Here is a 21,000-nt window from a genome sequence, read left to right on the forward strand (position 1 = left end):
TGTGTACGCGGGGTCGAGCGGCGAGGTTTGTGGGGAGACACACACGGCGGTGCCGTGACAACCTCCGATCCGTACGCGTGATCAGGGGTGGGAAGCATGAGCGAGAAGGGCCCGTCGGTCTCCGACGAGGAGTGGGCCGCGTTCGTCGAGGCGGCGAAGAGGGACGGGGTCGGTACGGGCCCCGTGCCGAAGGTGAAGTCCAAGCCCCGTCGAGGTAGTTGGCCGTCGCGCGAGGACGCCCGGCGGGCGCGGGTGGAGCAGCCGCAGCCCGAGGGCTGGCGCACCGGACCGGCCTGGCAGGAGATGAACGGGCGTGGCAGGCGCAGGCGGCAGGTGAAGGGGGTCGTGGGGTTCGCCGTGGCCGCCGCCGTCCTGGTCGTCGCCCTCCGCCCGCAGCTGGTCACCGACCACCTGCCCGAGGGGCTCGGGGGGTCGGGGGAGACCACGCCGCTGGCGGCCGAGAGCGCGCGCCCGACGGCGGCGCCGCCCGAGGAGGCGTACCCGGCGGGGCCGACACTGCGCGAGCCGTTTCGCGGCTCCCCGGCGCTGCGGTGGGCCGACGGGGCCGCCGGCATCGAGACGCCGCAGGCCAGGGCCGTCGACTGGATGACGAAGGACGAGGTCGCGGCCGCGCTGAGGACGGCGAAGGACTTCCTCGTCGCGGCCAACCTCGACCCGGCCGTGGTCAACGGCGGCAGGCCGACGGAGGCGCTGGCGCTTCTCGACCCGCGCCAGCCGGACGTCCGCTCCCGCCTGGAGAAGGGCCTGGCCCGGGCCACCGAGAAGAACGACCCCACCGTGATGTTCAGCCGATTCAGCTCGGGGGAGGCGAAGTTGGTGGGGTCGGTGGTGAAGACGCGGGGGCGGATGACGCTGGAGGTGGGCACGGGCGCGTTCGCGGACCATGTGCTGATCCGTACCGACTACACCTTCGTCTACCCCGTGGTGAAGGTGCGGCCGGGCGCCGACGAGGTCGCGCGGACGGTCGTCCGCCGCGCGATCACCTTCGCGCTGCCCGACCCCGACAAGTACCTGGTGACCAAGGGCAAGTTGTCGGTGAGCCAGATGCGTTCGACCGTCGGCAACGACGACTGCGACGGCCCGGAGGACGGTTACTTCCACCCGATGTTCGCCGAGGACCTCACGGCGTCGCCCGGCGAGGAGCCCTCGGGCCCGGAGACGGACCCGTACGACCGCAGCAAGGAACTCGCCGACCTGCCGCAGGAGTGCGGACGGCTCACGCGCAGCTGAGGCCCCGGCTCACCGTCGCCGTCGGCGCCTGGGGCCGGGTCTCTCATGTCCGCCAGTCGGCGTCGACCTCGCCCGTTCCCAGGGCCACCTTCGCCCGTACGCGCATCGGGCCGTCCGCGCGGCGGGACAGCAGGGCCAGGTCCCTGACGCGGGCCGTCATCGAGCCGAGGAGCGCCTCGGAGGTGATGACGAGATCGTGGGGGTCGGTGCTGCGGCCGAGGGAGAGGTGGGGGGTGAAACCCCTCGCGCGGTCTCCGCACAGCGGGAAGCGGGACTCCAGGGCCTCGCGCAGCCTGGCCCAGGGCTGCTCCCCGGCCGCGCACGGGTCGAGCCAGACCGTGGCGTCCTCGCGGTGGCCGAACCAGTGGACGCCCTCCAGGCGGGCCCGGAACGGGGGCGTCTCGCTCATCGCCGCCGCCACCAGCGGCACCGCCCGGTCGAAGTCGGCCTCCGGGACGAAGCCGAAGAGGACGTTGACGTGCGGCGGCCAGCGGTGGATCTGGCGGTCGTGCGCGCGGCGGATGTGCTGGATCGCCGGCCAGAGCTCGCGCGGCGGGAGCCAGGCGACGGCGGTGCGGTGCGTCGGGGGCACGGCCAGGACCTCCGTGGGCGGCGCGAGGGGCTCCACCGCCGCGACGGTCTCGTCGAGCCGGTCCGTGCCGGTCGCCCGGTCCCAGACCAGCTCGCCGTCGGCCTCGAAGAAGAGCACCCGGTGCCAGGGGATCTCCCCGTCCGGTACGAAGTCGGGCAACGCCATCCGCTGCGGCTCGGCCGCGCCGCGCTCGGCGATCCCCATCACGAACCGTTCCGGGTCGAAGCGGGGATCCCACAGCACCCGGTGGTAGATCTCGTCACTGGTGTGCACACCACGCACCTGCCCGGCCACGGCGCCGCTACGCGCGGGTCCAGGCTCGCGGTCCCCGCGCCCGGCCGGGAAGCCGGGCGCCGCATAGAACCGCGTCCGCGCCCCTGCGTGTACCCGTACGTGACCTGGGGTACAGTCTTCCGCCCCGATTGGCGGCCGGATGCCCACGTATGGCAGACTGTCGGGGTTGCTCGGTTGAGTGCCGATGCTGCGCGCCTCCCGTCGGGAGGACCTGAAGCGAGTCCCACAGTACTCGTCGACCCCTCGGGTCGGACGTACGGGAATCTTCGGGGAAGCGTCAGCGGGGTGCCGGCCAGGCACTCGGGTGGTGTTTCGCCCCCGACTCGCGGTTCTGGGAACCGCACCCCCTTGGTTGGGAGATCCCTAGGGATTTCTGCGTAGAGGGAGTGCGACACGCCCGACCGCGTGGGTCGGAGGCGGAGGTCATGAGAACCCCCGGGTCCAGAGCGTTAACCAAGACAAAGGACTACTGAGTAGCCATGGCGGGACAGAAGATCCGCATCCGGCTCAAGGCCTACGACCACGAGGTCATCGACTCCTCGGCGAAGAAGATCGTCGAGACGGTGACTCGCACTGGTGCGTCGGTCGCGGGCCCGGTGCCGCTGCCCACTGAGAAGAACGTGTACTGCGTCATCAAGTCGCCGCACAAGTACAAGGACTCGCGCGAGCACTTCGAGATGCGCACGCACAAGCGCCTCATCGACATCCTCGACCCCACGCCGAAGACGGTTGACTCGCTCATGCGTCTCGACCTCCCGGCGGGCGTCGACATCGAGATCAAGCTCTGAGGTGACGCGCGAGATGGCTAAGAACATCAAGGGCATCCTGGGCGAGAAGCTCGGCATGACGCAGGTCTGGGACGAGAACAACCGGGTTGTCCCGGTGACCGTCGTCAAGGCCGGCCCCAATGTCGTGACCCAGGTGCGTACGAACGACATCGACGGCTACGAGTCGGTCCAGATCGCCTTCGGCGAGATCGACCCGCGCAAGGTGAACAAGCCCCTCAAGGGCCACTTCGCCAAGGCCGACGTCACCCCGCGCCGTCACCTTGTGGAGCTCCGCACCGCTGACGCCTCCGAGTACACGCTCGGCCAGGAAATCACCGCCGAGGTCTTCGAGGCCGGTGTGAAGGTCGACGTCACCGGTAAGAGCAAGGGCAAGGGCTTCGCCGGTGTCATGAAGCGCCACAACTTCCGTGGTGGCAAGGCTTCGCACGGTGCCCACCGCGTGCACCGCAAGCCCGGTTCGATCGGTGGCTGCGCCACCCCGGGCCGCGTCTTCAAGGGCATGCGCATGGCCGGCCGTATGGGCAACGAGCGCGTGACCACCCAGAACCTGACCGTTCACGCCGTTGACGCGGAGAAGGGCCTGCTCCTGATCAAGGGTGCGGTTCCTGGTCCGAACGGCGGCCTCGTCCTGGTCCGCACCGCGGCCAAGGGGGCCTGAGGATATGAGCACCATTGACATTCTGTCGCCCTCCGGCGACAAGACCGGGACCGTCGAGCTCCCGGCCGAGATCTTCGAGGCCAAGATCAGCATCCCGCTGATCCACCAGGTCGTCGTCGCGCAGCTGGCCGCCGCCCGTCAGGGCACGCACAAGGTCAAGACGCGTGGCGAGGTCCGTGGTGGTGGCAAGAAGCCTTACCGCCAGAAGGGCACCGGCCGCGCCCGTCAGGGTTCGACCCGCGCCCCGCAGTTCGCCGGTGGTGGCGTCGTGCACGGTCCCGTGCCGCGTGACTACTCGCAGCGCACCCCCAAGAAGATGAAGGCCGCCGCTCTCCGCGGTGCCCTCACCGACCGGGCGAACCACTCCCGCATCCACGTCGTCTCCGGCGTGGTCGAGGGTGACATCTCCACCAAGGCCGCCAAGACGCTGTTCGGCAAGATCTCGGAGCGCAAGAACCTGCTCCTGGTCGTCGAGCGCTCCGACGAGGCCGCGTGGCTGTCCGCCCGCAACCTGCCCCAGGTGCACATCCTGGAGCCGGGCCAGCTGAACACGTACGACGTGATGCGATCCGACGACGTGGTCTTCACCCAGGCCGCCCTCGAGTCCTTCGTGTCTGGCCCCAAGGCCGCTGACAACGAAGGGAGCGAGGCCTGATGTCCGAGGCCACGATCACCAGCAAGACCTTCACGGACCCGCGTGACATCCTCGTCAAGCCGGTTGTTTCCGAGAAGAGCTACGCGCTGCTCGACGAGAACAAGTACACGTTCATCGTTGCGCCCGGCGCCAACAAGACCCAGATCAAGCAGGCCGTCGAGGCGGTCTTCTCGGTCAAGGTCACCGGGGTCAACACGATCAACCGTCAGGGCAAGCGCAAGCGCACCCGCACCGGTTTCGGCAAGCGCGCCAACACCAAGCGCGCCATCGTGACCCTTGCCGAGGGCAACCGTATCGACATCTTCGGCGGCCCGACCGCCTGACGGCGGTCGAGTCGTCCGGAATCGGACGAGGACTGAGAAATGGGAATCCGCAAGTACAAGCCGACTACGCCGGGCCGTCGTGGCTCCTCCGTAGCCGACTTCGTCGAGATCACGCGGTCCACGCCGGAGAAGTCGCTGGTCCGCCCGCTGCACAGCAAGGGTGGCCGTAACAACACCGGTCGTGTGACCGTCCGTCACCAGGGCGGTGGCCACAAGCGCGCCTACCGCGTGATCGACTTCCGTCGTCACGACAAGGACGGCGTGCCGGCCAAGGTCGCTCACATCGAGTACGACCCGAACCGCACCGCTCGCATCGCGCTGCTCCACTACGCGGACGGCGAGAAGCGCTACATCATCGCCCCGCGTGGTCTCGCGCAGGGTGACCGGGTGGAGAACGGCCCTGGCGCCGACATCAAGCCCGGCAACAACCTGGCCCTCCGCAACATCCCGGTCGGTACCACGATCCACGCGATCGAGCTCCGTCCCGGCGGTGGCGCCAAGTTCGCCCGTTCCGCGGGTGCCTCCGTGCAGCTGCTGGCGAAGGAGGGCACGATGGCCCACCTTCGTATGCCGTCCGGCGAGATCCGTCTCGTCGACGCCCGCTGCCGCGCCACCATTGGTGAGGTCGGCAACGCCGAGCAGTCGAACATCAACTGGGGCAAGGCCGGCCGCAAGCGCTGGCTGGGCGTTCGCCCGACCGTTCGCGGTGTGGCGATGAACCCGGTCGACCACCCGCACGGTGGTGGTGAGGGCAAGACCTCCGGTGGTCGCCACCCGGTCTCCCCGTGGGGTCAGAAGGAGGGTCGTACTCGCTCGCCGAAGAAGGCTTCGAGCAAGTACATCGTCCGCCGCCGCAAGACGAACAAGAAGCGCTAGGAGCGGGTTTAGATGCCGCGCAGTCTCAAGAAGGGGCCCTTCGTCGACGACCACCTCGTAAAGAAGGTGGACGCCCAGAACGAAGCCGGCACCAAGAACGTCATCAAGACCTGGTCCCGTCGCTCGATGATCATCCCGGCCATGCTCGGCCACACGATCGCGGTGCACAACGGCAAGACCCACATTCCGGTGTTTGTCACCGAGTCGATGGTCGGCCACAAGCTCGGCGAGTTCTCGCCGACGCGCACCTTCCGGGGTCACGTCAAGGACGACCGGAAGTCGAAGCGCCGCTAGTAGCGGGGTGGAATGACCATGACAGACACTGGAAGGACAACCATGGAAGCCAGGGCCCAGGCGCGGTACATCCGCGTTACGCCCATGAAGGCCCGCCGCGTGGTGGACCTTATCCGTGGCATGGATGCCACGGAGGCTCAGGCGGTCCTGCGTTTCGCCCCGCAGGCCGCGAGCGTGCCGGTCGGCAAGGTGCTGGACAGCGCCATTGCCAACGCCGCGCACAACTACGACCACAGTGACGCCTCTTCGCTGTACATCAGCGAGGCGTTCGTGGATGAGGGCCCGACCCTGAAGCGGTTCCGTCCGCGTGCCCAGGGCCGTGCCTACCGGATCCGTAAGCGGACCAGCCACATCACCGTGGTCGTCAGCAGCAAGGAAGGAACCCGGTAATGGGCCAGAAGGTTAACCCGCATGGGTTCCGGCTCGGCATCACCACGGACTTCAAGTCCCGCTGGTACGCCGACAAGCTGTACAAGGACTACGTCAAGGAAGACGTCGCCATCCGTCGGATGATGACGTCCGGCATGGAGCGCGCCGGCATCTCGAAGGTTGAGATCGAGCGCACCCGTGACCGCGTGCGGGTGGACATCCACACCGCGCGTCCCGGCATCGTCATCGGCCGCCGTGGCGCCGAGGCCGACCGCATCCGCGGCGACCTCGAGAAGCTCACGGGCAAGCAGGTCCAGCTGAACATCCTCGAGGTCAAGAACCCCGAGATGGACGCTCAGCTGGTTGCTCAGGCCGTTGCCGAGCAGCTCTCCTCCCGCGTCTCCTTCCGTCGCGCCATGCGTAAGAGCATGCAGGGCACGATGAAGGCCGGCGCCAAGGGCATCAAGATCCAGTGCGGCGGTCGCCTCGGCGGCGCCGAGATGTCCCGCTCGGAGTTCTACCGCGAGGGCCGCGTGCCCCTGCACACGCTCCGCGCGAACGTCGACTACGGCTTCTTCGAGGCCAAGACGACCTTCGGCCGCATCGGCGTGAAGGTCTGGATCTACAAGGGCGACGTCAAGAACATCGCCGAGGTCCGCGCCGAGAACGCCGCTGCCCGCGCCGGCAACCGTCCGGCCCGCGGTGGCGCTGAGCGCCCCGCCGGCCGTGGTGGCCGCGGTGGCGAGCGTGGCGGTCGCGGTCGTAAGCCGCAGCAGTCGGCTCCCGCCGCCGAGGCCCCCAAGGCCGAGGCTGCTGCCGCTGCTCCGGCTGAGAGCACCGGAACGGAGGCCTGACCGAAATGCTGATCCCCCGTAGGGTCAAGCACCGCAAGCAGCACCACCCGAAGCGCAGCGGTATGTCCAAGGGTGGTACGCAGGTTGCGTTCGGCGAGTACGGCATTCAGGCCCTCACTCCGGCGTACGTGACCAACCGCCAGATCGAGGCGGCCCGTATCGCGATGACCCGCCACATCAAGCGTGGCGGCAAGGTCTGGATCAACATCTACCCGGACCGCCCGCTGACCAAGAAGCCTGCCGAGACCCGCATGGGTTCCGGTAAGGGTTCGCCGGAGTGGTGGATCGCGAACGTCAAGCCCGGTCGGGTGATGTTCGAGCTGTCCTACCCGAACGAGAAGATCGCGCGCGAGGCCCTGACCCGTGCGGCCCACAAGCTGCCGATGAAGTGCAAGATCGTTAAGCGCGAAGCAGGTGAGCTGTGATGACCGCCGGTACCAAGGCGTCCGAGCTGCGCGAGCTGGGCAACGAGGAGCTTGTCGCCAAGCTTCGTGAGGCCAAGGAAGAGCTGTTCAACCTCCGCTTCCAGGCGGCGACGGGCCAGCTCGAGAACCACGGGCGGCTCAAGTCCGTCCGCAAGGACATCGCGCGGATCTACACCCTGATGCGTGAGCGCGAGCTGGGCATCGAGACGGTGGAGAGCGCCTGATGAGCGAGAACAACGTGACTGAGAAGACCGAGCGCAACGCCCGCAAGGTGCGTGAGGGCATCGTCGTCAGCGACAAGATGGACAAGACCGTCGTCGTCGCCGTCGAGGACCGCGTCAAGCACGCCCTGTACGGCAAGGTCATCCGCCGTACGAACAAGCTCAAGGCTCACGACGAGCAGAACGCTGCCGGCATCGGCGACCGCGTCCTCCTGATGGAGACCCGGAAGCAGTCCGCCACGAAGCACTGGCGCATCGTCGAGATCCTCGAGAAGGCCAAGTAATCACTTGAAGGGGTAACCCTTCGAGTTCGTTCCGCCAGGCTCGGCAGGGGTTGAGCGATCAACCCCTGCCGGGAACCGGCAGACAATCAGGAGATAGACGTGATCCAGCAGGAGTCGCGACTGCGTGTCGCCGACAACACTGGTGCCAAGGAGATCCTTTGCATCCGTGTTCTCGGTGGCTCCGGTCGCCGCTACGCGGGCATCGGTGACGTCATCGTCGCCACCGTCAAGGACGCGATCCCCGGTGGCAACGTGAAGAAGGGTGACGTCGTCAAGGCGGTCATCGTTCGCACCGTCAAGGAGCGCCGCCGCCAGGACGGCTCGTACATCCGCTTCGACGAGAACGCCGCTGTCATTCTCAAGAACGACGGCGACCCTCGCGGCACCCGTATCTTCGGCCCGGTGGGCCGTGAGCTGCGCGAGAAGAAGTTCATGAAGATCATCTCGCTCGCGCCGGAGGTGCTGTAAGCATGAAGATCAAGAAGGGCGACCTGGTCCAGGTCATCACCGGTAAGGACAAGGGCAAGCAGGGCAAGGTCATCACGGCCTTCCCCCGCGAGAACCGCGTCCTCGTCGAGGGTGTCAACCGGGTCAAGAAGCACACCAAGGCCGGCCCCTCGCAGGCCGGTGGCATCGTCACGACCGAGGCGCCGGTCCACGTCTCCAACGTCCAGCTGGTCGTTGAGAAGGACGGCAAGAAGGTCGTCACGCGCGTCGGTTACCGCTTCGACGACGAGGGCAACAAGATCCGCGTTGCCAAGCGGACGGGTGAGGACATCTGATGGCTACCACCACCACTCCGCGTCTCAAGACGAAGTACCGCGAGGAGATCGCGGGCAAGCTGCGTGAGGAGTTCTCGTACGAGAACGTCATGCAGATCCCCGGCCTCGTCAAGGTCGTGGTCAACATGGGTGTGGGCGACGCCGCCCGCGACTCCAAGCTGATCGAGGGCGCCATCCGCGACCTCACCACGATCACCGGTCAGAAGCCGGCTGTCACCAAGGCTCGCAAGTCCATCGCGCAGTTCAAGCTGCGTGAGGGTCAGCCGATCGGTGCGCACGTCACCCTCCGTGGCGACCGCATGTGGGAGTTCCTGGACCGCACCCTGTCGCTCGCGCTTCCGCGCATCCGCGACTTCCGTGGTCTGTCCCCCAAGCAGTTCGACGGGCGTGGCAACTACACCTTCGGTCTCACGGAGCAGGTCATGTTCCACGAGATCGACCAGGACAAGATCGACCGTGTCCGGGGTATGGACATCACCGTGGTCACCACGGCGACCAACGACGACGAGGGCCGTGCCCTTCTGCGTCACCTCGGCTTCCCGTTCAAGGAGGCGTAAGCGAGATGGCGAAGAAGGCTCTCATCGCGAAGGCTGCCCGCAAGCCCAAGTTCGGTGTGCGTGCGTACACCCGCTGCCAGCGCTGCGGTCGCCCTCACTCCGTGTACCGCAAGTTCGGCCTGTGCCGCGTCTGCCTTCGTGAGATGGCTCACCGTGGCGAGCTGCCGGGCGTGACCAAGAGCTCCTGGTAGTCCCTGCTTTTCAGGGATGACCGGAGTCTCTCGGTAAGCAAAGGGTTGGCGGAGGCCCACCCCTCCATGGCTTAGGCTAGGAGGGTTGGGCGTCCGCCGCCCGTACGACTTACTACGCCGTAGGTCCCCGCGCCGCACCCGTCCCGCCCCTGTGTGGGGAGAGGGATGGCGCATACAGGAAACCCCGGCGAGAGAGGCCGAAGGCCAATTCATGACCATGACTGATCCGATCGCAGACATGCTCACGCGTCTGCGTAACGCGAACTCGGCGTACCACGACACCGTGACGATGCCGCACAGCAAGATCAAGTCTCACATCGCGGAAATCCTCCAGCAGGAGGGCTTCATCACGGGCTGGAAGGTCGAGGACGCCGAGGTCGGCAAGAACCTCGTCCTCGAGCTCAAGTTCGGTCCGAACCGTGAGCGCTCCATCGCGGGCATCAAGCGGATCTCGAAGCCGGGCCTCCGGGTTTACGCGAAGTCCACCAACCTGCCGAAGGTCCTCGGCGGCCTGGGCGTGGCGATCATCTCCACGTCCCACGGTCTCCTGACCGGCCAGCAGGCAGGCAAGAAGGGCGTAGGTGGGGAAGTCCTCGCCTACGTCTGGTAGTCGGGAACGGAGGAATAGCTAATGTCGCGTATTGGCAAGCTGCCTATCCAGGTTCCCGCCGGCGTGGACGTCACCATCGATGGCCGCACGGTCACGGTGAAGGGTTCCAAGGGCACCCTGAGCCACACCGTCGCCGCGCCGATCGAGATCGTGAAGGGTGAGGACGGCGTTCTCAACGTCACCCGCCCCAACGACGAGCGTCAGAACAAGGCCCTTCACGGCCTGTCCCGCACGCTGGTGGCCAACATGATCACCGGTGTGACCCAGGGTTACGTGAAGGCGCTCGAGATCAGCGGTGTCGGTTACCGCGTGGCCGCGAAGGGCTCCAACCTGGAGTTCCAGCTCGGTTACAGCCACCCGATCCTGATCGAGGCGCCCGAGGGCATCTCGTTCAAGGTCGAGTCGCCGACCAAGTTCTCGGTCGAGGGCATCGACAAGCAGAAGGTCGGCGAGGTCGCGGCGAACATCCGCAAGCTGCGGAAGCCCGACCCGTACAAGGCCAAGGGCGTCAAGTACGCCGGCGAGGTCATCCGCCGCAAGGTCGGAAAGGCTGGTAAGTAAGCCATGGCATACGGTGTGAAGATCGCCAAGGGCGACGCTTACAAGCGTGCCGCCAAGGCGCGCCGCCACATCCGCATCCGCAAGAACGTGTCGGGTACGGCGGAGCGTCCGCGCCTCGTCGTGACGCGTTCCAACCGCGGTATCACCGCTCAGGTCATCGACGACCTCAAGGGTCACACCCTTGCGTCCGCGTCGAACCTGGACGCGTCGATCCGTGGCGGCGAGGGTGACAAGTCCGCGCAGGCCAAGCAGGTCGGCGCTCTCGTTGCCGAGCGCGCCAAGGCCGCCGGCGTCGAGGCTGTCGTGTTCGACCGTGGTGGCAACAGGTACGCCGGGCGCATTGCCGCTCTGGCTGACGCCGCCCGCGAAGCCGGGCTGAAGTTCTAAGCCCCGGTTCCGGGACTAACGGACGTAACAGAGAGAGGTAATCCAATGGCTGGACCCCAGCGCCGCGGAAGCGGTGCCGGTGGCGGCGAGCGGCGGGACCGGAAGGGCCGCGACGGTGGCGCTGCCGCCGAGAAGACCGCGTACGTTGAGCGCGTTGTCGCGATCAACCGCGTCGCCAAGGTTGTCAAGGGTGGTCGTCGCTTCAGCTTCACCGCGCTGGTCGTGGTGGGCGACGGTGACGGCACCGTAGGTGTCGGTTACGGCAAGGCCAAGGAAGTTCCCGCGGCCATCGCCAAGGGTGTCGAGGAAGCCAAGAAGAACTTCTTCAAGGTTCCCCGCATCCAGGGCACCATCCCGCACCCGATCCAGGGTGAGAAGGCCGCGGGCGTCGTCCTGCTCAAGCCGGCTTCCCCCGGTACCGGTGTTATCGCCGGTGGCCCGGTGCGTGCCGTGCTCGAGTGCGCCGGCGTTCACGACATCCTGTCGAAGTCGCTCGGCTCCGACAACGCGATCAACATCGTGCACGCGACCGTGGAGGCCCTGAAGGGCCTGCAGCGTCCCGAGGAGATCGCGGCTCGCCGTGGTCTGCCGCTCGAGGACGTCGCCCCCGCGGCTCTGCTTCGTGCGCGTGCGGGAGCGGGTGCGTAATGGCTCGCCTCAAGATCACGCAGACGAAGTCGTACATCGGCAGCAAGCAGAACCACCGCGACACTCTGCGTTCGCTCGGGCTCAAGCGCCTGAACGACGTGGTCGTCAAGGAGGACCGCCCCGAGTTCCGCGGAATGGTGCACACCGTCCGCCACCTCGTGACGGTCGAGGAGGTCGACTGACATGGCGGAGAACAACCCGCTGAAGGTCCACAACCTCCGTCCCGCCCCGGGCGCCAAGACCGCCAAGACCCGTGTGGGTCGTGGTGAGGCGTCGAAGGGTAAGACGGCCGGTCGTGGTACGAAGGGCACCAAGGCCCGTTACCAGGTTCCGGAGCGCTTCGAGGGTGGGCAGATGCCCCTCCACATGCGTCTCCCGAAGCTCAAGGGCTTCAAGAACCCGTTCCGCACCGAGTACCAGGTCGTGAACCTGGACAAGCTGGCCGCGCTCTACCCGCAGGGTGGCGAGGTCACGGTGGCCGATCTGGTCGCCAAGGGTGCGGTTCGTAAGAACCAGCTCGTCAAGGTGCTGGGCGCCGGCGAGGTCTCCGTGGCGCTGCAGGTGACGGTTGACGCCGTCTCCGGCTCCGCCAAGGAGAAGATCGCCGCTGCCGGCGGCACCGTCACCGAGCTCGTCTGAGTCTCGGCCTGACAGCACTGAGCCTGGCCGGTTCCCCTCGGGGAGCCGGCCAGGCTTTTTGCGTGCGGTCGGCGTTGACCTGCGCAGTTGCCGTTCGAGGGGTCGCCCGTCCGGGTGCCGCCACTCGTGCACCCGATCGAGCCGTCGGGCCCTCTGAGGGCACGTCCACGCCTGTGCGGGACTCCCACGAGGGGCGGAGGCGGTCAGTACGGCGCCGACGGGCCTCGGAGACGTTTCCCGCTGGCTGTACGGCCGGGTATGGTAGCGGCTGTTAGCTTCCCCGGCAGTCTGCGCTTCTGGCGTGCGGCTGCCGTGTTCTGTAATCGCTCACATTCAAACCGTCACCCTCACGCGCGTAACGCGGGGGTCGCAGGAGGCACCGTGCTCACCGCGTTCGCCCGGGCGTTCAAGACGCCCGACCTGCGCAAGAAGCTGCTCTTCACACTCGGCATCATCGTGCTGTACCGGCTCGGGGCACACATCCCCGTCCCCGGTGTCAGTTACCAGGCCGTCCAGCAGTGTGTGGACCAGGCGAGCCAGGGCAACAACTCCCTGTTCGGCCTGGTGAACATGTTCTCCGGCGGGGCGCTGCTGCAGATCACCATCTTCGCGCTCGGCATCATGCCGTACATCACGGCGAGCATCATCCTGCAGCTGCTGACCGTGGTGATCCCCCGCCTCGAGGCCCTCAAGAAGGAGGGACAGTCCGGCACCGCCAAGATCACGCAGTACACGCGTTATCTGACGATCGCCCTCGCTGTCCTCCAGGGCACCGGCCTGGTCGCCACGGCCAAGAGCGGTGCGCTGTTCAGCGGCTGCACGGTGGCCAACCAGGTCGTTCCGGACCCGTCGATCTTCACCATCGCCACCATGGTCATCACGATGACCGCCGGTACGGCCGTCGTCATGTGGCTCGGCGAGCTCATCACCGACCGCGGCATCGGCAACGGCATGTCGATCCTGATGTTCATCTCGATCGCCGCCGGCTTCCCGGGCGCGCTGTGGAAGATCAAGGTCGAGGGTGACCTGGCCGACGGCTGGATCGAGTTCGGCACCGTGATCCTCGTCGGATTCGCGATGGTCGGTCTCGTCGTCTTCGTCGAGCAGGCTCAGCGCCGCATCCCCGTGCAGTACGCGAAGCGGATGATCGGCCGCAGGTCCTACGGCGGAACGTCCACTTATATCCCTCTCAAGGTGAACCAGGCAGGTGTGATTCCTGTCATCTTCGCCTCGTCGCTGCTCTACATCCCGGCCTTGATCGCCCAGTTCTCGAACTCCACCGCAGGGTGGAAAACCTGGATCGAAGCCCACTTCGTCAAGGGTGACCACCCCTACTACATCGCTACGTACTTCCTCCTGATCGTGTTCTTCGCCTTCTTCTATGTGGCGATCTCGTTCAACCCCGAGGAAGTCGCGGACAACATGAAGAAGTATGGTGGCTTCATCCCGGGTATCCGGGCTGGTCGACCTACTGCCGAGTACCTGAGCTACGTGCTCAACAGGATCACTTGGCCGGGCTCGCTGTATCTGGGTCTGATCGCTCTTGTGCCGACGATGGCGTTGGCAGGCTTCGGCGGTGCCAATGCCAACTTCCCCTTCGGTGGGACGAGCATCCTCATCATCGTGGGTGTGGGGCTGGAGACCGTGAAGCAGATCGAGAGCCAGCTCCAGCAGCGCAATTACGAAGGGTTCCTCCGCTGATGCGAATCGTCCTCGTCGGACCGCCCGGGGCCGGCAAGGGTACGCAGGCTGCGTTCCTTGCCAAGAACCTGGACATTCCGCACATCTCCACGGGTGACCTGTTCCGTGCCAACATCTCGCAGGGCACGGAGCTGGGCATGAAGGCCAAGGCGTTCATGGACGCCGGTGACCTCGTGCCCGACGAGGTCACCATCGGGATGGCCAAGGACCGCATGGAGCAGGCCGACGCCGCCAACGGCTTCCTGCTCGACGGTTTCCCGCGGAACGTGGCCCAGGCCGAGGCGCTGGATGTGGTCCTCAAGGCCGAGGACATGCAGCTGGACGCGGTCCTGGACCTGGAGGTCCCCGAGGACGAGGTCGTGAAGCGGATCGCGGGTCGCCGCATCTGCCGCAACGACAGCGCGCACGTCTTCCACGTGACGTACAACGCTCCGAAGACCGAGGGCGTCTGTGACGTCTGCGGCGGCGAGCTCTTCCAGCGCGACGACGACTCCGAGGAGACCGTCCGCCGGCGCCTGGAGGTCTACCACACGCAGACCGAGCCGATCATCGACTACTACCGGGCGCAGAACCTGGTCGTGACGATCTCCGCGCTCGGCAAGGTGGACGAGGTCACCGCGAAGGCGATGGCCGCGCTCAAGAAGTAACCCCTGGTTCGTTCGATACGGCCGCGGTGCCCCTGGGGGCGCCGCGGCCGTATCGTTGTTCTGTCCTGTGTTCGCCGTAAGGAAGGCCCCCGTCACGATGGTGCAGATCAAGACCCCCGAGCAGATCGCGAAGATGCGCGAGGCGGGGCTGGTCGTCGCCGCCATCCACGCGGCCACGCGCGAGGCGGCCGTGCCGGGCGCCACGACGAAGGACCTGGACGAGGTCGCGCGCAAGGTGATCGCGGACCACGGCGCGAAGTCGAACTTCCTCGGGTACGGCGGCTTCCCCGCGACGATCTGCACCTCGGTGAACGAGGTCGTCGTCCACGGCATCCCCGACGAGAAGACCGTCCTGAAGGACGGCGACATCATCTCCATCGACGCCGGCGCGATCGTCGACGGCTGGCACGGCGACGCCGCGTACACGGCGTTCGTCGGCACGGGCCACGCGCCGGAGCTGATCGAGCTCTCCCGGGTGACCGAGGAGTCGATGTGGGCCGGCATCGCCGCGATGAAGAACGGCAACCGGCTGGTCGACATCTCGCGGGCGATCGAGACCTACATCCGCCGCCAGCCGAAGCCGGGCGGCGGCAAGTACGGCATCGTCGAGGACTACGGCGGCCACGGCATCGGCACCGAGATGCACATGGACCCGCACCTGCTGAACTACGTCTCCCGCAAGCGCGGCAAGGGCCCGAAGCTGGTGCCCGGCTTCTGCCTGGCGATCGAGCCGATGGTCTCCCTCGGCACCCCGCACACGGAGGTCCTCGCCGACGAGTGGACGGTCGTCTCCACGGACGGCACCTGGTCCTCCCACTGGGAGCACTCGGTCGCCCTGACGGAGGAGGGCCCCCTGGTCCTGACGGCCGTCGACGGCGGCAAGGCGAAGCTGGCGGAGCTGGGCGTCGTGGCGGCGCCGGACCCCCTGGCCTAGAGCTTGTATCTGCGGCGTGGCTCCTTGCGTAAGGATCTTTCCGGGTGGGCAAACTTTCCGGATTCGTCTTTTCCGAGGGCCTGACGTAGACTGATGCGTCGGCTCTCGTGTACCCGTGTGCCCGCACACGGAGCGAGAGTCGATCAAGGTAGCCGATTCGAAAGGCGAAGCGTGGCCAAGAAGCAAGGTGCCATCGAAATCGAGGGCACCGTGATCGAGTCCCTCCCGAACGCCATGTTCAAGGTGGAGCTCCAGAACGGTCACAAGGTCCTCGCGCACATCTCCGGCAAGATGCGGATGCACTACATCCGAATCCTTCCGGACGACCGGGTCGTCGTGGAGCTCTCTCCGTACGACCTGACGCGTGGCCGGATCGTCTACCGGTACAAGTAGATCTTGCCCGCACCCCGGCTCCGCCGCGGGTGGTGGCACTGACCCGGAGAACCTCACATCCCATGAAGGTCAAGCCGAGCGTCAAGAAGATCTGCGACAAGTGCAAGGTGATCCGCCGTCACGGCCGGGTCATGGTCATCTGCGACAACCTGCGCCACAAGCAGCGCCAGGGCTGACGCACGCCGACCGACCTGCACCCGCAGTTCTTCGCGCGACGCAAGCAATACGTACATACGCAGAGCCCGCCCAGCCCGCAAGGGTCGGCGGCACCTCCGGCGGGGGCCGGGGACCTCATTCGTACCTCATACGGCGAACGGGGAGCGGCTCTGTGGCAGACCCCCGAACACACAGGAGCCATTGAATGGCACGCGTTTCCGGTGTTGACATCCCGCGCGAAAAGCGCGTGGAGATCGCACTCACCTACGTCTTCGGTATCGGGCGTACCCGGTCCAAGGAGATCCTCGCCTCGACCGGCGTGAACCCGAACACCCGCGTTCGTGACCTGGCCGAAGAGGACCTGGTCAAGATCCGCGAGTACGTGGACGCCAACCTCCAGACCGAGGGCGACCTCCGCCGCGAGATCCAGGGCGACATCCGCCGCAAGATCGAGATCCAGTGCTACCAGGGCATCCGCCACCGCCGTGGCCTGCCCGTGCACGGACAGCGCACCAGCACGAACGCCCGTACCCGCAAGGGCCCGCGTCGCGCCATCGCCGGTAAGAAGAAGCCGGGCAAGAAGTAGTCCTCAGCGGACGCTTGACCAAGCGGTCTTCGCTGTAGGACCGACCACCTCCCGTAGGAGTTATAGATGCCCCCCAAGGGTCGTCAGGGCGCTGCCAAGAAGGTGCGCCGCAAGGAAAAGAAGAACGTCGCTCACGGCCACGCGCACATCAAGAGCACGTTCAACAACACGATCGTCTCGATCACGGACCCCTCGGGCAACGTGATCTCCTGGGCCTCCGCCGGCCACGTCGGCTTCAAGGGCTCGCGCAAGTCCACCCCGTTCGCCGCGCAGATGGCCGCCGAGTCGGCCGCTCGCCGCGCGCAGGAGCACGGCATGCGCAAGGTCGACGTCTTCGTCAAGGGTCCCGGCTCCGGCCGTGAGACCGCGATCCGCTCCCTCCAGGCCACCGGCCTCGAGGTCGGCTCGATCCAGGACGTCACCCCCACGCCGCACAACGGCTGCCGTCCGCCGAAGCGTCGTCGCGTCTGACGCACGCCTCGGGCACGGGCGGTGTCTGCTGGGGGTCCGGGGTTCGTCCCCCGGGAATTCGCAGCACGGCTGCCGTCCGCCGAAGCGTCGTCGCGTCTGACGCTCTGCGTCTGACGTACGACCGGCAACGGTTGTTTTGAGGGATGGGCGGTACGGCTCTTCGGAGGCGTGCCGCCCGTACCCTTGGTAGTACCTCTGTCGGACGTCAAATAGTGGGCGTCCACAACCGAAGGATTCACACCATGCTGATCGCTCAGCGTCCCTCGCTGACCGAAGAGGTCGTCGACGAATTCCGCTCGCGGTTCGTCATCGAGCCCCTGGAGCCGGGCTTCGGCTACACGCTCGGCAACAGCCTCCGCCGTACGCTCCTCTCCTCGATCCCGGGTGCGGCGGTCACGTCCATCCGTATCGACGGTGTCCTGCACGAGTTCACCACCGTGCCGGGCGTCAAGGAGGACGTCACCGACCTCATCCTGAACATCAAGCAGCTGGTCGTCTCCTCGGAGCACGACGAGCCGGTCGTGATGTACCTGCGCAAGCAGGGCCCCGGCCTGGTCACCGCTGCTGACATCGCCCCGCCGGCCGGTGTCGAGGTGCACAACCCCGACCTGGTGCTCGCCACGCTGAACGGCAAGGGCAAGCTGGAGATGGAGCTGACCGTCGAGCGCGGTCGCGGCTACGTCTCCGCCGTGCAGAACAAGCAGGTGGGCCAGGAGATCGGCCGTATCCCGGTCGACTCCATCTACTCCCCGGTGCTCAAGGTCACGTACAAGGTCGAGGCGACCCGTGTCGAGCAGCGCACCGACTTCGACAAGCTGATCGTCGACGTCGAGACCAAGCAGGCCATGCGGCCGCGCGACGCCATGGCGTCCGCCGGTAAGACGCTGGTCGAGCTGTTCGGTCTGGCGCGCGAGCTCAACATCGACGCCGAGGGCATCGACATGGGTCCGTCCCCGACGGACGCCGCCCTCGCCGCCGACCTGGCGCTGCCGATCGAGGAGCTCGAGCTCACCGTTCGTTCGTACAACTGCCTCAAGCGTGAGGGCATCCACTCCGTGGGTGAGCTCGTGGCGCGCTCCGAGGCCGACCTGCTCGACATCCGCAACTTCGGTGCGAAGTCGATCGACGAGGTCAAGGCGAAGCTGGCCGGCATGGGCCTGGCCCTGAAGGACAGCCCGCCCGGATTCGACCCGACCGCCGCCGCCGACGCCTTCGGCGCCGACGACGACGCGGACGCCGGGTTCGTCGAGACCGAGCAGTACTAGGAGCTCGGGCCTCACGGTCCGTACTCGGGTGCGGGTGCGCTGTGGCTTGTCGCGCAGTTCCCCGCGCCCCTTCCAGGCCCCTTCGGGGGCCTGGATCTCCGACAGGTAACCGCCTGCTCGGACACTGACATCGGTACCTCATACGGCCGGTGCAGATCACAAGGAGAAACACCATGCCGCGTCCCGCCAAGGGTGCCCGCCTCGGTGGCAGTGCCGCTCACGAGCGTCTGCTGCTCGCCAACCTGGCGAAGTCCCTCTTCGAGCACGGCCGCATCACCACGACCGAGGCCAAGGCCCGCCGCCTGCGTCCGGTCGCCGAGCGCCTGATCACCAAGGCGAAGAAGGGCGACATCCACAACCGTCGCCTGGTGCTGCAGACGATCACGGACAAGGGCGTCGTCCACACGCTCTTCACCGAGATCGCCCCGCGCTACTCCGAGCGCCCGGGTGGCTACACCCGTATCACCAAGATCGGCAACCGTCGTGGCGACAACGCCCCGATGGCTGTGATCGAGCTGGTCGAGGGCGAGATCGCCAAGAAGGCGACCGTCGCCGAGGCCGAGGCCGCCACCAAGCGCGCCGTCAAGGAGGCCGACGAGGCCGCCAAGGTCGAGGACACCAAGGCCGACGACGCCGCTGAGGCGCCGGCCGAGGAGTCGAAGGACGCGTAAGCGTTCTGACGATCTCGTGGGCGGGCCCGCACCCTCAGGGGTGCGGGCCCGTTCCCGTGTCCTGCGAGGCTTGAGAGGATTTATCGCGTGAGTGACGACGTGCAGCCCGGGTTCGTACGGATCCGGCTCGACCTTTCCTACGACGGCAAGGACTTCTCCGGGTGGGCCAAGCAGGCCCGCGGGCAGCGGACCGTGCAGGGCGACATCGAGGACGCCCTGAAGACGGTGACGCGCTCCAAGGAGACGTACGAGCTGACCGTCGCCGGACGCACGGACGCCGGTGTGCACGCCCGTGGCCAGGTCGCGCACGTCGACCTGCCCGTGGAGCTGTGGGCCGAGCACCAGGACAAGCTGCTGCGGAGGCTCGCCGGGCGGCTCGCGCACGACGTGCGCATCTGGCGGCTCACCGAGGCCCCCAGCGGCTTCAACGCGCGTTTCTCGGCCATCTGGCGCCGCTACGCCTACCGCGTCACCGACAACCCCGGCGGGGTCGACCCGCTGCTGCGCGGCCACGTCCTCTGGCACGACTGGGCGCTCGACATGGACGCCATGAACGCGGCCGCCGAGCGGCTCGTGGGCGAGCACGACTTCGCCGCGTACTGCAAGAAGCGCGACGGCGCCACGACCATCCGTACGCTCCAGGAGCTGCGCTGGGAGCGGCGGCCCGGCGGCGTCCTCGAAGCGACCGTGAAGGCCGACGCCTTCTGCCACAACATGGTCCGCTCGCTGGTCGGCGCGCTGCTCTTCGTCGGCGACGGCCACCGCCCGGTGGACTGGCCCGCGAAGGTCCTGGCGGCGGGCGTACGGGACTCGGCGGTGCACGTCGTACGCCCGCACGGCCTGACCCTCGAAGAGGTCGGCTACCCGGCCGACGAGCTCCTGGCCGCCCGGAACCGGGAGGCCAGGAACAAGCGGTCACTGCCCGGGAGCGCCGGCTGCTGCTGAGGCCTGGGACTTGCCGCGGGCGTAGATCTGGTTGAAGGCGAAGGTGCCCAGGTCGTCACTGGCCTGGAAGACGGCCTTGTCGGACGTCGTCACCTTCTTGCCGTTGATGAACCCGGACTGGGTGAAGTACGCGTACCGGCCGATCGAGTTCGCCCGGCGCAGGCAGACCGTGGCGCGGCAGAAGTCCTTCACGCCCGAGCCGGCGAGCGGGGCGATGCCGCCGGTGGCCTGGTTCTTCGCCTTCAGCGCCGCCGCCTCGTTCGGGAACACGGCCACGCCGACGGTCAGGGCGACCCCGTCCTTCACGTACGTGGCGCGGATCACGCGGTCGCAGCCGTTCTTCGTCAGGACCGCGCCGAGTCCGTCCTGCGCGACGCTCGCGCAGTTCGTCGTGGAGGACGTGGCGCCCTTGGTGTAGGCGCGGCCGTTCATCGTCAGCTTCTTGCCCGGGAAGAGCCCCTCGGGGCTCAGCGGCGCCTTGTCCTTCTTCTCGTCCGAGATGAAGTCCTTGGGGTTGGGCGGGGGCGGCGGCGCGACGGAGGAGAACGACGGGCCCGGGGTGGGGGCGTCGGTGGGGGCCGCGGAGCCGGTGGGGGTGACCGTGCCGTTCTTGCCCGTGGTGGTGGACTGGTTGCTCTTCACGATCGCGGTGGCGACGACCGCTCCGACGGCGAGGGCCGCGACCACGCCACCGCCGATCAGGAGCCAGCGCTTACGGCGTCGGCCCGCGGCGGAGGCGTCGGCGAGGGCGCCCCAGTCGGGTGTCCCGTCCGCCGTCGCCCCGGGGAAGGGGCCGGGCTGCTGCCCGTACGGCGGGCCCTGCGGCTGGCTCTGTTGCCCGTACCCCTGTCCGTACCCCTGCCCCTGGCCGTACTGCTGCTGTCCCGGCTGCTGCGGCTCCTGTGGCCACTGCGGTCCCCCAAAGCTCATGCCGCGCATCCTAAACCGGTTGGGACCATGCGGTGCGGGCGG

At 67.4% G+C, this 21,000-nt stretch carries 34 protein-coding genes; 32 read left to right on the plus strand and 2 right to left on the minus strand.

Annotated elements, in window-relative coordinates; genetic code table 11:
* Positions 1-96: 96 nt before the first annotated feature.
* Positions 97-1,251 (plus strand): hypothetical protein, encoded by a 1,155-nt coding sequence (locus tag ACWF79_RS04435; RefSeq protein ID WP_453726528.1) that lies wholly within the window; start codon positions 97-99, stop codon positions 1,249-1,251.
* A 43-nt stretch (positions 1,252-1,294) separates the two neighbouring features.
* Here ACWF79_RS04435 and ACWF79_RS04440 read toward each other — a convergent pair whose 3' ends face one another.
* Positions 1,295-2,116 carry an RNA repair domain-containing protein gene (locus tag ACWF79_RS04440; RefSeq protein WP_453726529.1) on the minus strand — a complete coding sequence of 274 codons (822 nt, stop codon included), beginning with the start codon at positions 2,114-2,116 and terminating at the stop codon, positions 1,295-1,297.
* 500 nt (positions 2,117-2,616) lie between these two features.
* Here ACWF79_RS04440 and rpsJ point away from each other — a divergent pair, with 500 nt between their 5' ends.
* From rpsJ to truA, 31 genes are all read left to right on the plus strand, one after another.
* Positions 2,617-2,925 (plus strand): 30S ribosomal protein S10, encoded by a 309-nt coding sequence (rpsJ, locus tag ACWF79_RS04445; RefSeq protein WP_003948644.1) that lies wholly within the window; start codon positions 2,617-2,619, stop codon positions 2,923-2,925.
* A 13-nt stretch (positions 2,926-2,938) separates the two neighbouring features.
* Positions 2,939-3,583 (plus strand): 50S ribosomal protein L3, encoded by a 645-nt coding sequence (rplC, locus tag ACWF79_RS04450; protein ID WP_361965481.1) that lies wholly within the window; start codon positions 2,939-2,941, stop codon positions 3,581-3,583.
* Between the two features lie 4 nt (positions 3,584-3,587).
* Positions 3,588-4,238, plus strand: a complete 651-nt coding sequence (rplD, locus tag ACWF79_RS04455) for a 50S ribosomal protein L4 (RefSeq protein ID WP_453726530.1) — start codon at positions 3,588-3,590, stop codon at positions 4,236-4,238.
* Positions 4,238-4,561: a 50S ribosomal protein L23 gene (rplW, locus tag ACWF79_RS04460; protein ID WP_352188385.1), complete on the plus strand. Its 324-nt coding sequence runs from the start codon at positions 4,238-4,240 to the stop codon at positions 4,559-4,561. Before rplD ends, rplW begins: the two co-directional genes overlap by 1 nt.
* 39 nt (positions 4,562-4,600) lie before the next feature.
* Entirely contained in the window at positions 4,601-5,437 is an 837-nt protein-coding gene (gene rplB / locus ACWF79_RS04465) for a 50S ribosomal protein L2 (protein WP_401426981.1), read from the plus strand.
* Positions 5,438-5,449: 12 nt separating this feature from the next.
* Positions 5,450-5,731 carry a 30S ribosomal protein S19 gene (gene rpsS / locus ACWF79_RS04470; RefSeq protein WP_019888752.1) on the plus strand — a complete coding sequence of 94 codons (282 nt, stop codon included), beginning with the start codon at positions 5,450-5,452 and terminating at the stop codon, positions 5,729-5,731.
* A 42-nt stretch (positions 5,732-5,773) separates the two neighbouring features.
* Complete coding sequence (gene rplV / locus ACWF79_RS04475; protein WP_041662774.1) at positions 5,774-6,121, plus strand: 50S ribosomal protein L22; 348 nt, start codon at positions 5,774-5,776, stop codon at positions 6,119-6,121.
* Entirely contained in the window at positions 6,121-6,954 is an 834-nt protein-coding gene (gene rpsC / locus ACWF79_RS04480; protein ID WP_356886096.1) for a 30S ribosomal protein S3, read from the plus strand. The genes rplV and rpsC overlap by 1 nt, the downstream gene beginning before the upstream one ends.
* A 5-nt stretch (positions 6,955-6,959) precedes the next feature.
* Positions 6,960-7,379, plus strand: coding sequence for a 50S ribosomal protein L16 (rplP, locus tag ACWF79_RS04485; RefSeq protein WP_015035580.1), 420 nt, complete (start codon positions 6,960-6,962; stop codon positions 7,377-7,379).
* Positions 7,379-7,603 (plus strand): 50S ribosomal protein L29, encoded by a 225-nt coding sequence (gene rpmC, locus ACWF79_RS04490; RefSeq protein ID WP_028797851.1) that lies wholly within the window; start codon positions 7,379-7,381, stop codon positions 7,601-7,603. The genes rplP and rpmC overlap by 1 nt, the downstream gene beginning before the upstream one ends.
* Positions 7,603-7,884, plus strand: a complete 282-nt coding sequence (rpsQ, locus tag ACWF79_RS04495) for a 30S ribosomal protein S17 (protein ID WP_453726531.1) — start codon at positions 7,603-7,605, stop codon at positions 7,882-7,884. Before rpmC ends, rpsQ begins: the two co-directional genes overlap by 1 nt.
* A 99-nt stretch (positions 7,885-7,983) precedes the next feature.
* The gene (rplN, locus tag ACWF79_RS04500; protein WP_003956455.1) at positions 7,984-8,352 is read left to right on the plus strand and encodes a 50S ribosomal protein L14; all 369 of its coding nucleotides are present in this window, start codon (positions 7,984-7,986) and stop codon (positions 8,350-8,352) included.
* Between the two features lie 2 nt (positions 8,353-8,354).
* Positions 8,355-8,666, plus strand: coding sequence for a 50S ribosomal protein L24 (gene rplX, locus ACWF79_RS04505; RefSeq protein ID WP_015035583.1), 312 nt, complete (start codon positions 8,355-8,357; stop codon positions 8,664-8,666).
* A complete protein-coding gene (rplE, locus tag ACWF79_RS04510) occupies positions 8,666-9,223 on the plus strand; it encodes a 50S ribosomal protein L5 (protein ID WP_453726532.1) in 558 nt (185 codons plus the stop codon). The genes rplX and rplE overlap by 1 nt, the downstream gene beginning before the upstream one ends.
* A 5-nt stretch (positions 9,224-9,228) precedes the next feature.
* Entirely contained in the window at positions 9,229-9,414 is a 186-nt protein-coding gene (locus tag ACWF79_RS04515) for a type Z 30S ribosomal protein S14 (RefSeq protein ID WP_003956452.1), read from the plus strand.
* 211 nt (positions 9,415-9,625) lie between these two features.
* Positions 9,626-10,024: a 30S ribosomal protein S8 gene (gene rpsH / locus ACWF79_RS04520; RefSeq protein WP_030209003.1), complete on the plus strand. Its 399-nt coding sequence runs from the start codon at positions 9,626-9,628 to the stop codon at positions 10,022-10,024.
* A 21-nt stretch (positions 10,025-10,045) separates the two neighbouring features.
* Complete coding sequence (gene rplF, locus ACWF79_RS04525; RefSeq protein WP_356886092.1) at positions 10,046-10,585, plus strand: 50S ribosomal protein L6; 540 nt, start codon at positions 10,046-10,048, stop codon at positions 10,583-10,585.
* A 3-nt stretch (positions 10,586-10,588) separates the two neighbouring features.
* Entirely contained in the window at positions 10,589-10,972 is a 384-nt protein-coding gene (gene rplR, locus ACWF79_RS04530) for a 50S ribosomal protein L18 (RefSeq protein ID WP_015035587.1), read from the plus strand.
* 45 nt (positions 10,973-11,017) lie between these two features.
* Positions 11,018-11,620, plus strand: coding sequence for a 30S ribosomal protein S5 (gene rpsE, locus ACWF79_RS04535; RefSeq protein WP_015035588.1), 603 nt, complete (start codon positions 11,018-11,020; stop codon positions 11,618-11,620).
* Complete coding sequence (rpmD, locus tag ACWF79_RS04540; RefSeq protein WP_005313525.1) at positions 11,620-11,802, plus strand: 50S ribosomal protein L30; 183 nt, start codon at positions 11,620-11,622, stop codon at positions 11,800-11,802. Before rpsE ends, rpmD begins: the two co-directional genes overlap by 1 nt.
* 1 nt (position 11,803) lies before the next feature.
* Complete coding sequence (gene rplO, locus ACWF79_RS04545; RefSeq protein ID WP_361445400.1) at positions 11,804-12,259, plus strand: 50S ribosomal protein L15; 456 nt, start codon at positions 11,804-11,806, stop codon at positions 12,257-12,259.
* Between the two features lie 381 nt (positions 12,260-12,640).
* A complete protein-coding gene (secY, locus tag ACWF79_RS04550; RefSeq protein ID WP_361965461.1) occupies positions 12,641-13,960 on the plus strand; it encodes a preprotein translocase subunit SecY in 1,320 nt (439 codons plus the stop codon).
* Complete coding sequence (locus tag ACWF79_RS04555) at positions 13,960-14,607, plus strand: adenylate kinase (RefSeq protein WP_453726533.1); 648 nt, start codon at positions 13,960-13,962, stop codon at positions 14,605-14,607. Before secY ends, ACWF79_RS04555 begins: the two co-directional genes overlap by 1 nt.
* 97 nt (positions 14,608-14,704) lie before the next feature.
* On the plus strand, positions 14,705-15,541 hold the full coding sequence (map, locus tag ACWF79_RS04560; protein ID WP_453726534.1) for a type I methionyl aminopeptidase: 837 nt from the start codon (positions 14,705-14,707) through the stop codon (positions 15,539-15,541).
* A 171-nt stretch (positions 15,542-15,712) separates the two neighbouring features.
* On the plus strand, positions 15,713-15,934 hold the full coding sequence (gene infA / locus ACWF79_RS04565) for a translation initiation factor IF-1 (protein ID WP_003956442.1): 222 nt from the start codon (positions 15,713-15,715) through the stop codon (positions 15,932-15,934).
* Between the two features lie 62 nt (positions 15,935-15,996).
* Positions 15,997-16,110, plus strand: a complete 114-nt coding sequence (rpmJ, locus tag ACWF79_RS04570) for a 50S ribosomal protein L36 (protein ID WP_003956441.1) — start codon at positions 15,997-15,999, stop codon at positions 16,108-16,110.
* A 185-nt stretch (positions 16,111-16,295) separates the two neighbouring features.
* Positions 16,296-16,676, plus strand: coding sequence for a 30S ribosomal protein S13 (gene rpsM, locus ACWF79_RS04575; protein ID WP_005313488.1), 381 nt, complete (start codon positions 16,296-16,298; stop codon positions 16,674-16,676).
* A gap of 66 nt (positions 16,677-16,742) precedes the next feature.
* A complete protein-coding gene (gene rpsK, locus ACWF79_RS04580; RefSeq protein WP_003956432.1) occupies positions 16,743-17,147 on the plus strand; it encodes a 30S ribosomal protein S11 in 405 nt (134 codons plus the stop codon).
* Between the two features lie 242 nt (positions 17,148-17,389).
* Positions 17,390-18,412 carry a DNA-directed RNA polymerase subunit alpha gene (locus ACWF79_RS04585; protein WP_003966937.1) on the plus strand — a complete coding sequence of 341 codons (1,023 nt, stop codon included), beginning with the start codon at positions 17,390-17,392 and terminating at the stop codon, positions 18,410-18,412.
* A gap of 173 nt (positions 18,413-18,585) precedes the next feature.
* Positions 18,586-19,083 (plus strand): 50S ribosomal protein L17, encoded by a 498-nt coding sequence (gene rplQ / locus ACWF79_RS04590; protein WP_453726535.1) that lies wholly within the window; start codon positions 18,586-18,588, stop codon positions 19,081-19,083.
* An 87-nt stretch (positions 19,084-19,170) separates the two neighbouring features.
* A complete protein-coding gene (gene truA, locus ACWF79_RS04595) occupies positions 19,171-20,028 on the plus strand; it encodes a tRNA pseudouridine(38-40) synthase TruA (RefSeq protein ID WP_453726536.1) in 858 nt (285 codons plus the stop codon).
* Here truA and ACWF79_RS04600 read toward each other — a convergent pair.
* On the minus strand, positions 19,999-20,958 hold the full coding sequence (locus tag ACWF79_RS04600) for a hypothetical protein (protein ID WP_453726537.1): 960 nt from the start codon (positions 20,956-20,958) through the stop codon (positions 19,999-20,001). The two genes, truA and ACWF79_RS04600, sit on opposite strands and share 30 nt — an antisense overlap.
* Positions 20,959-21,000 lie beyond the last annotated feature (42 nt).

It is taken from the genome of Streptomyces sp. NPDC054975 (genome assembly GCF_053609105.1).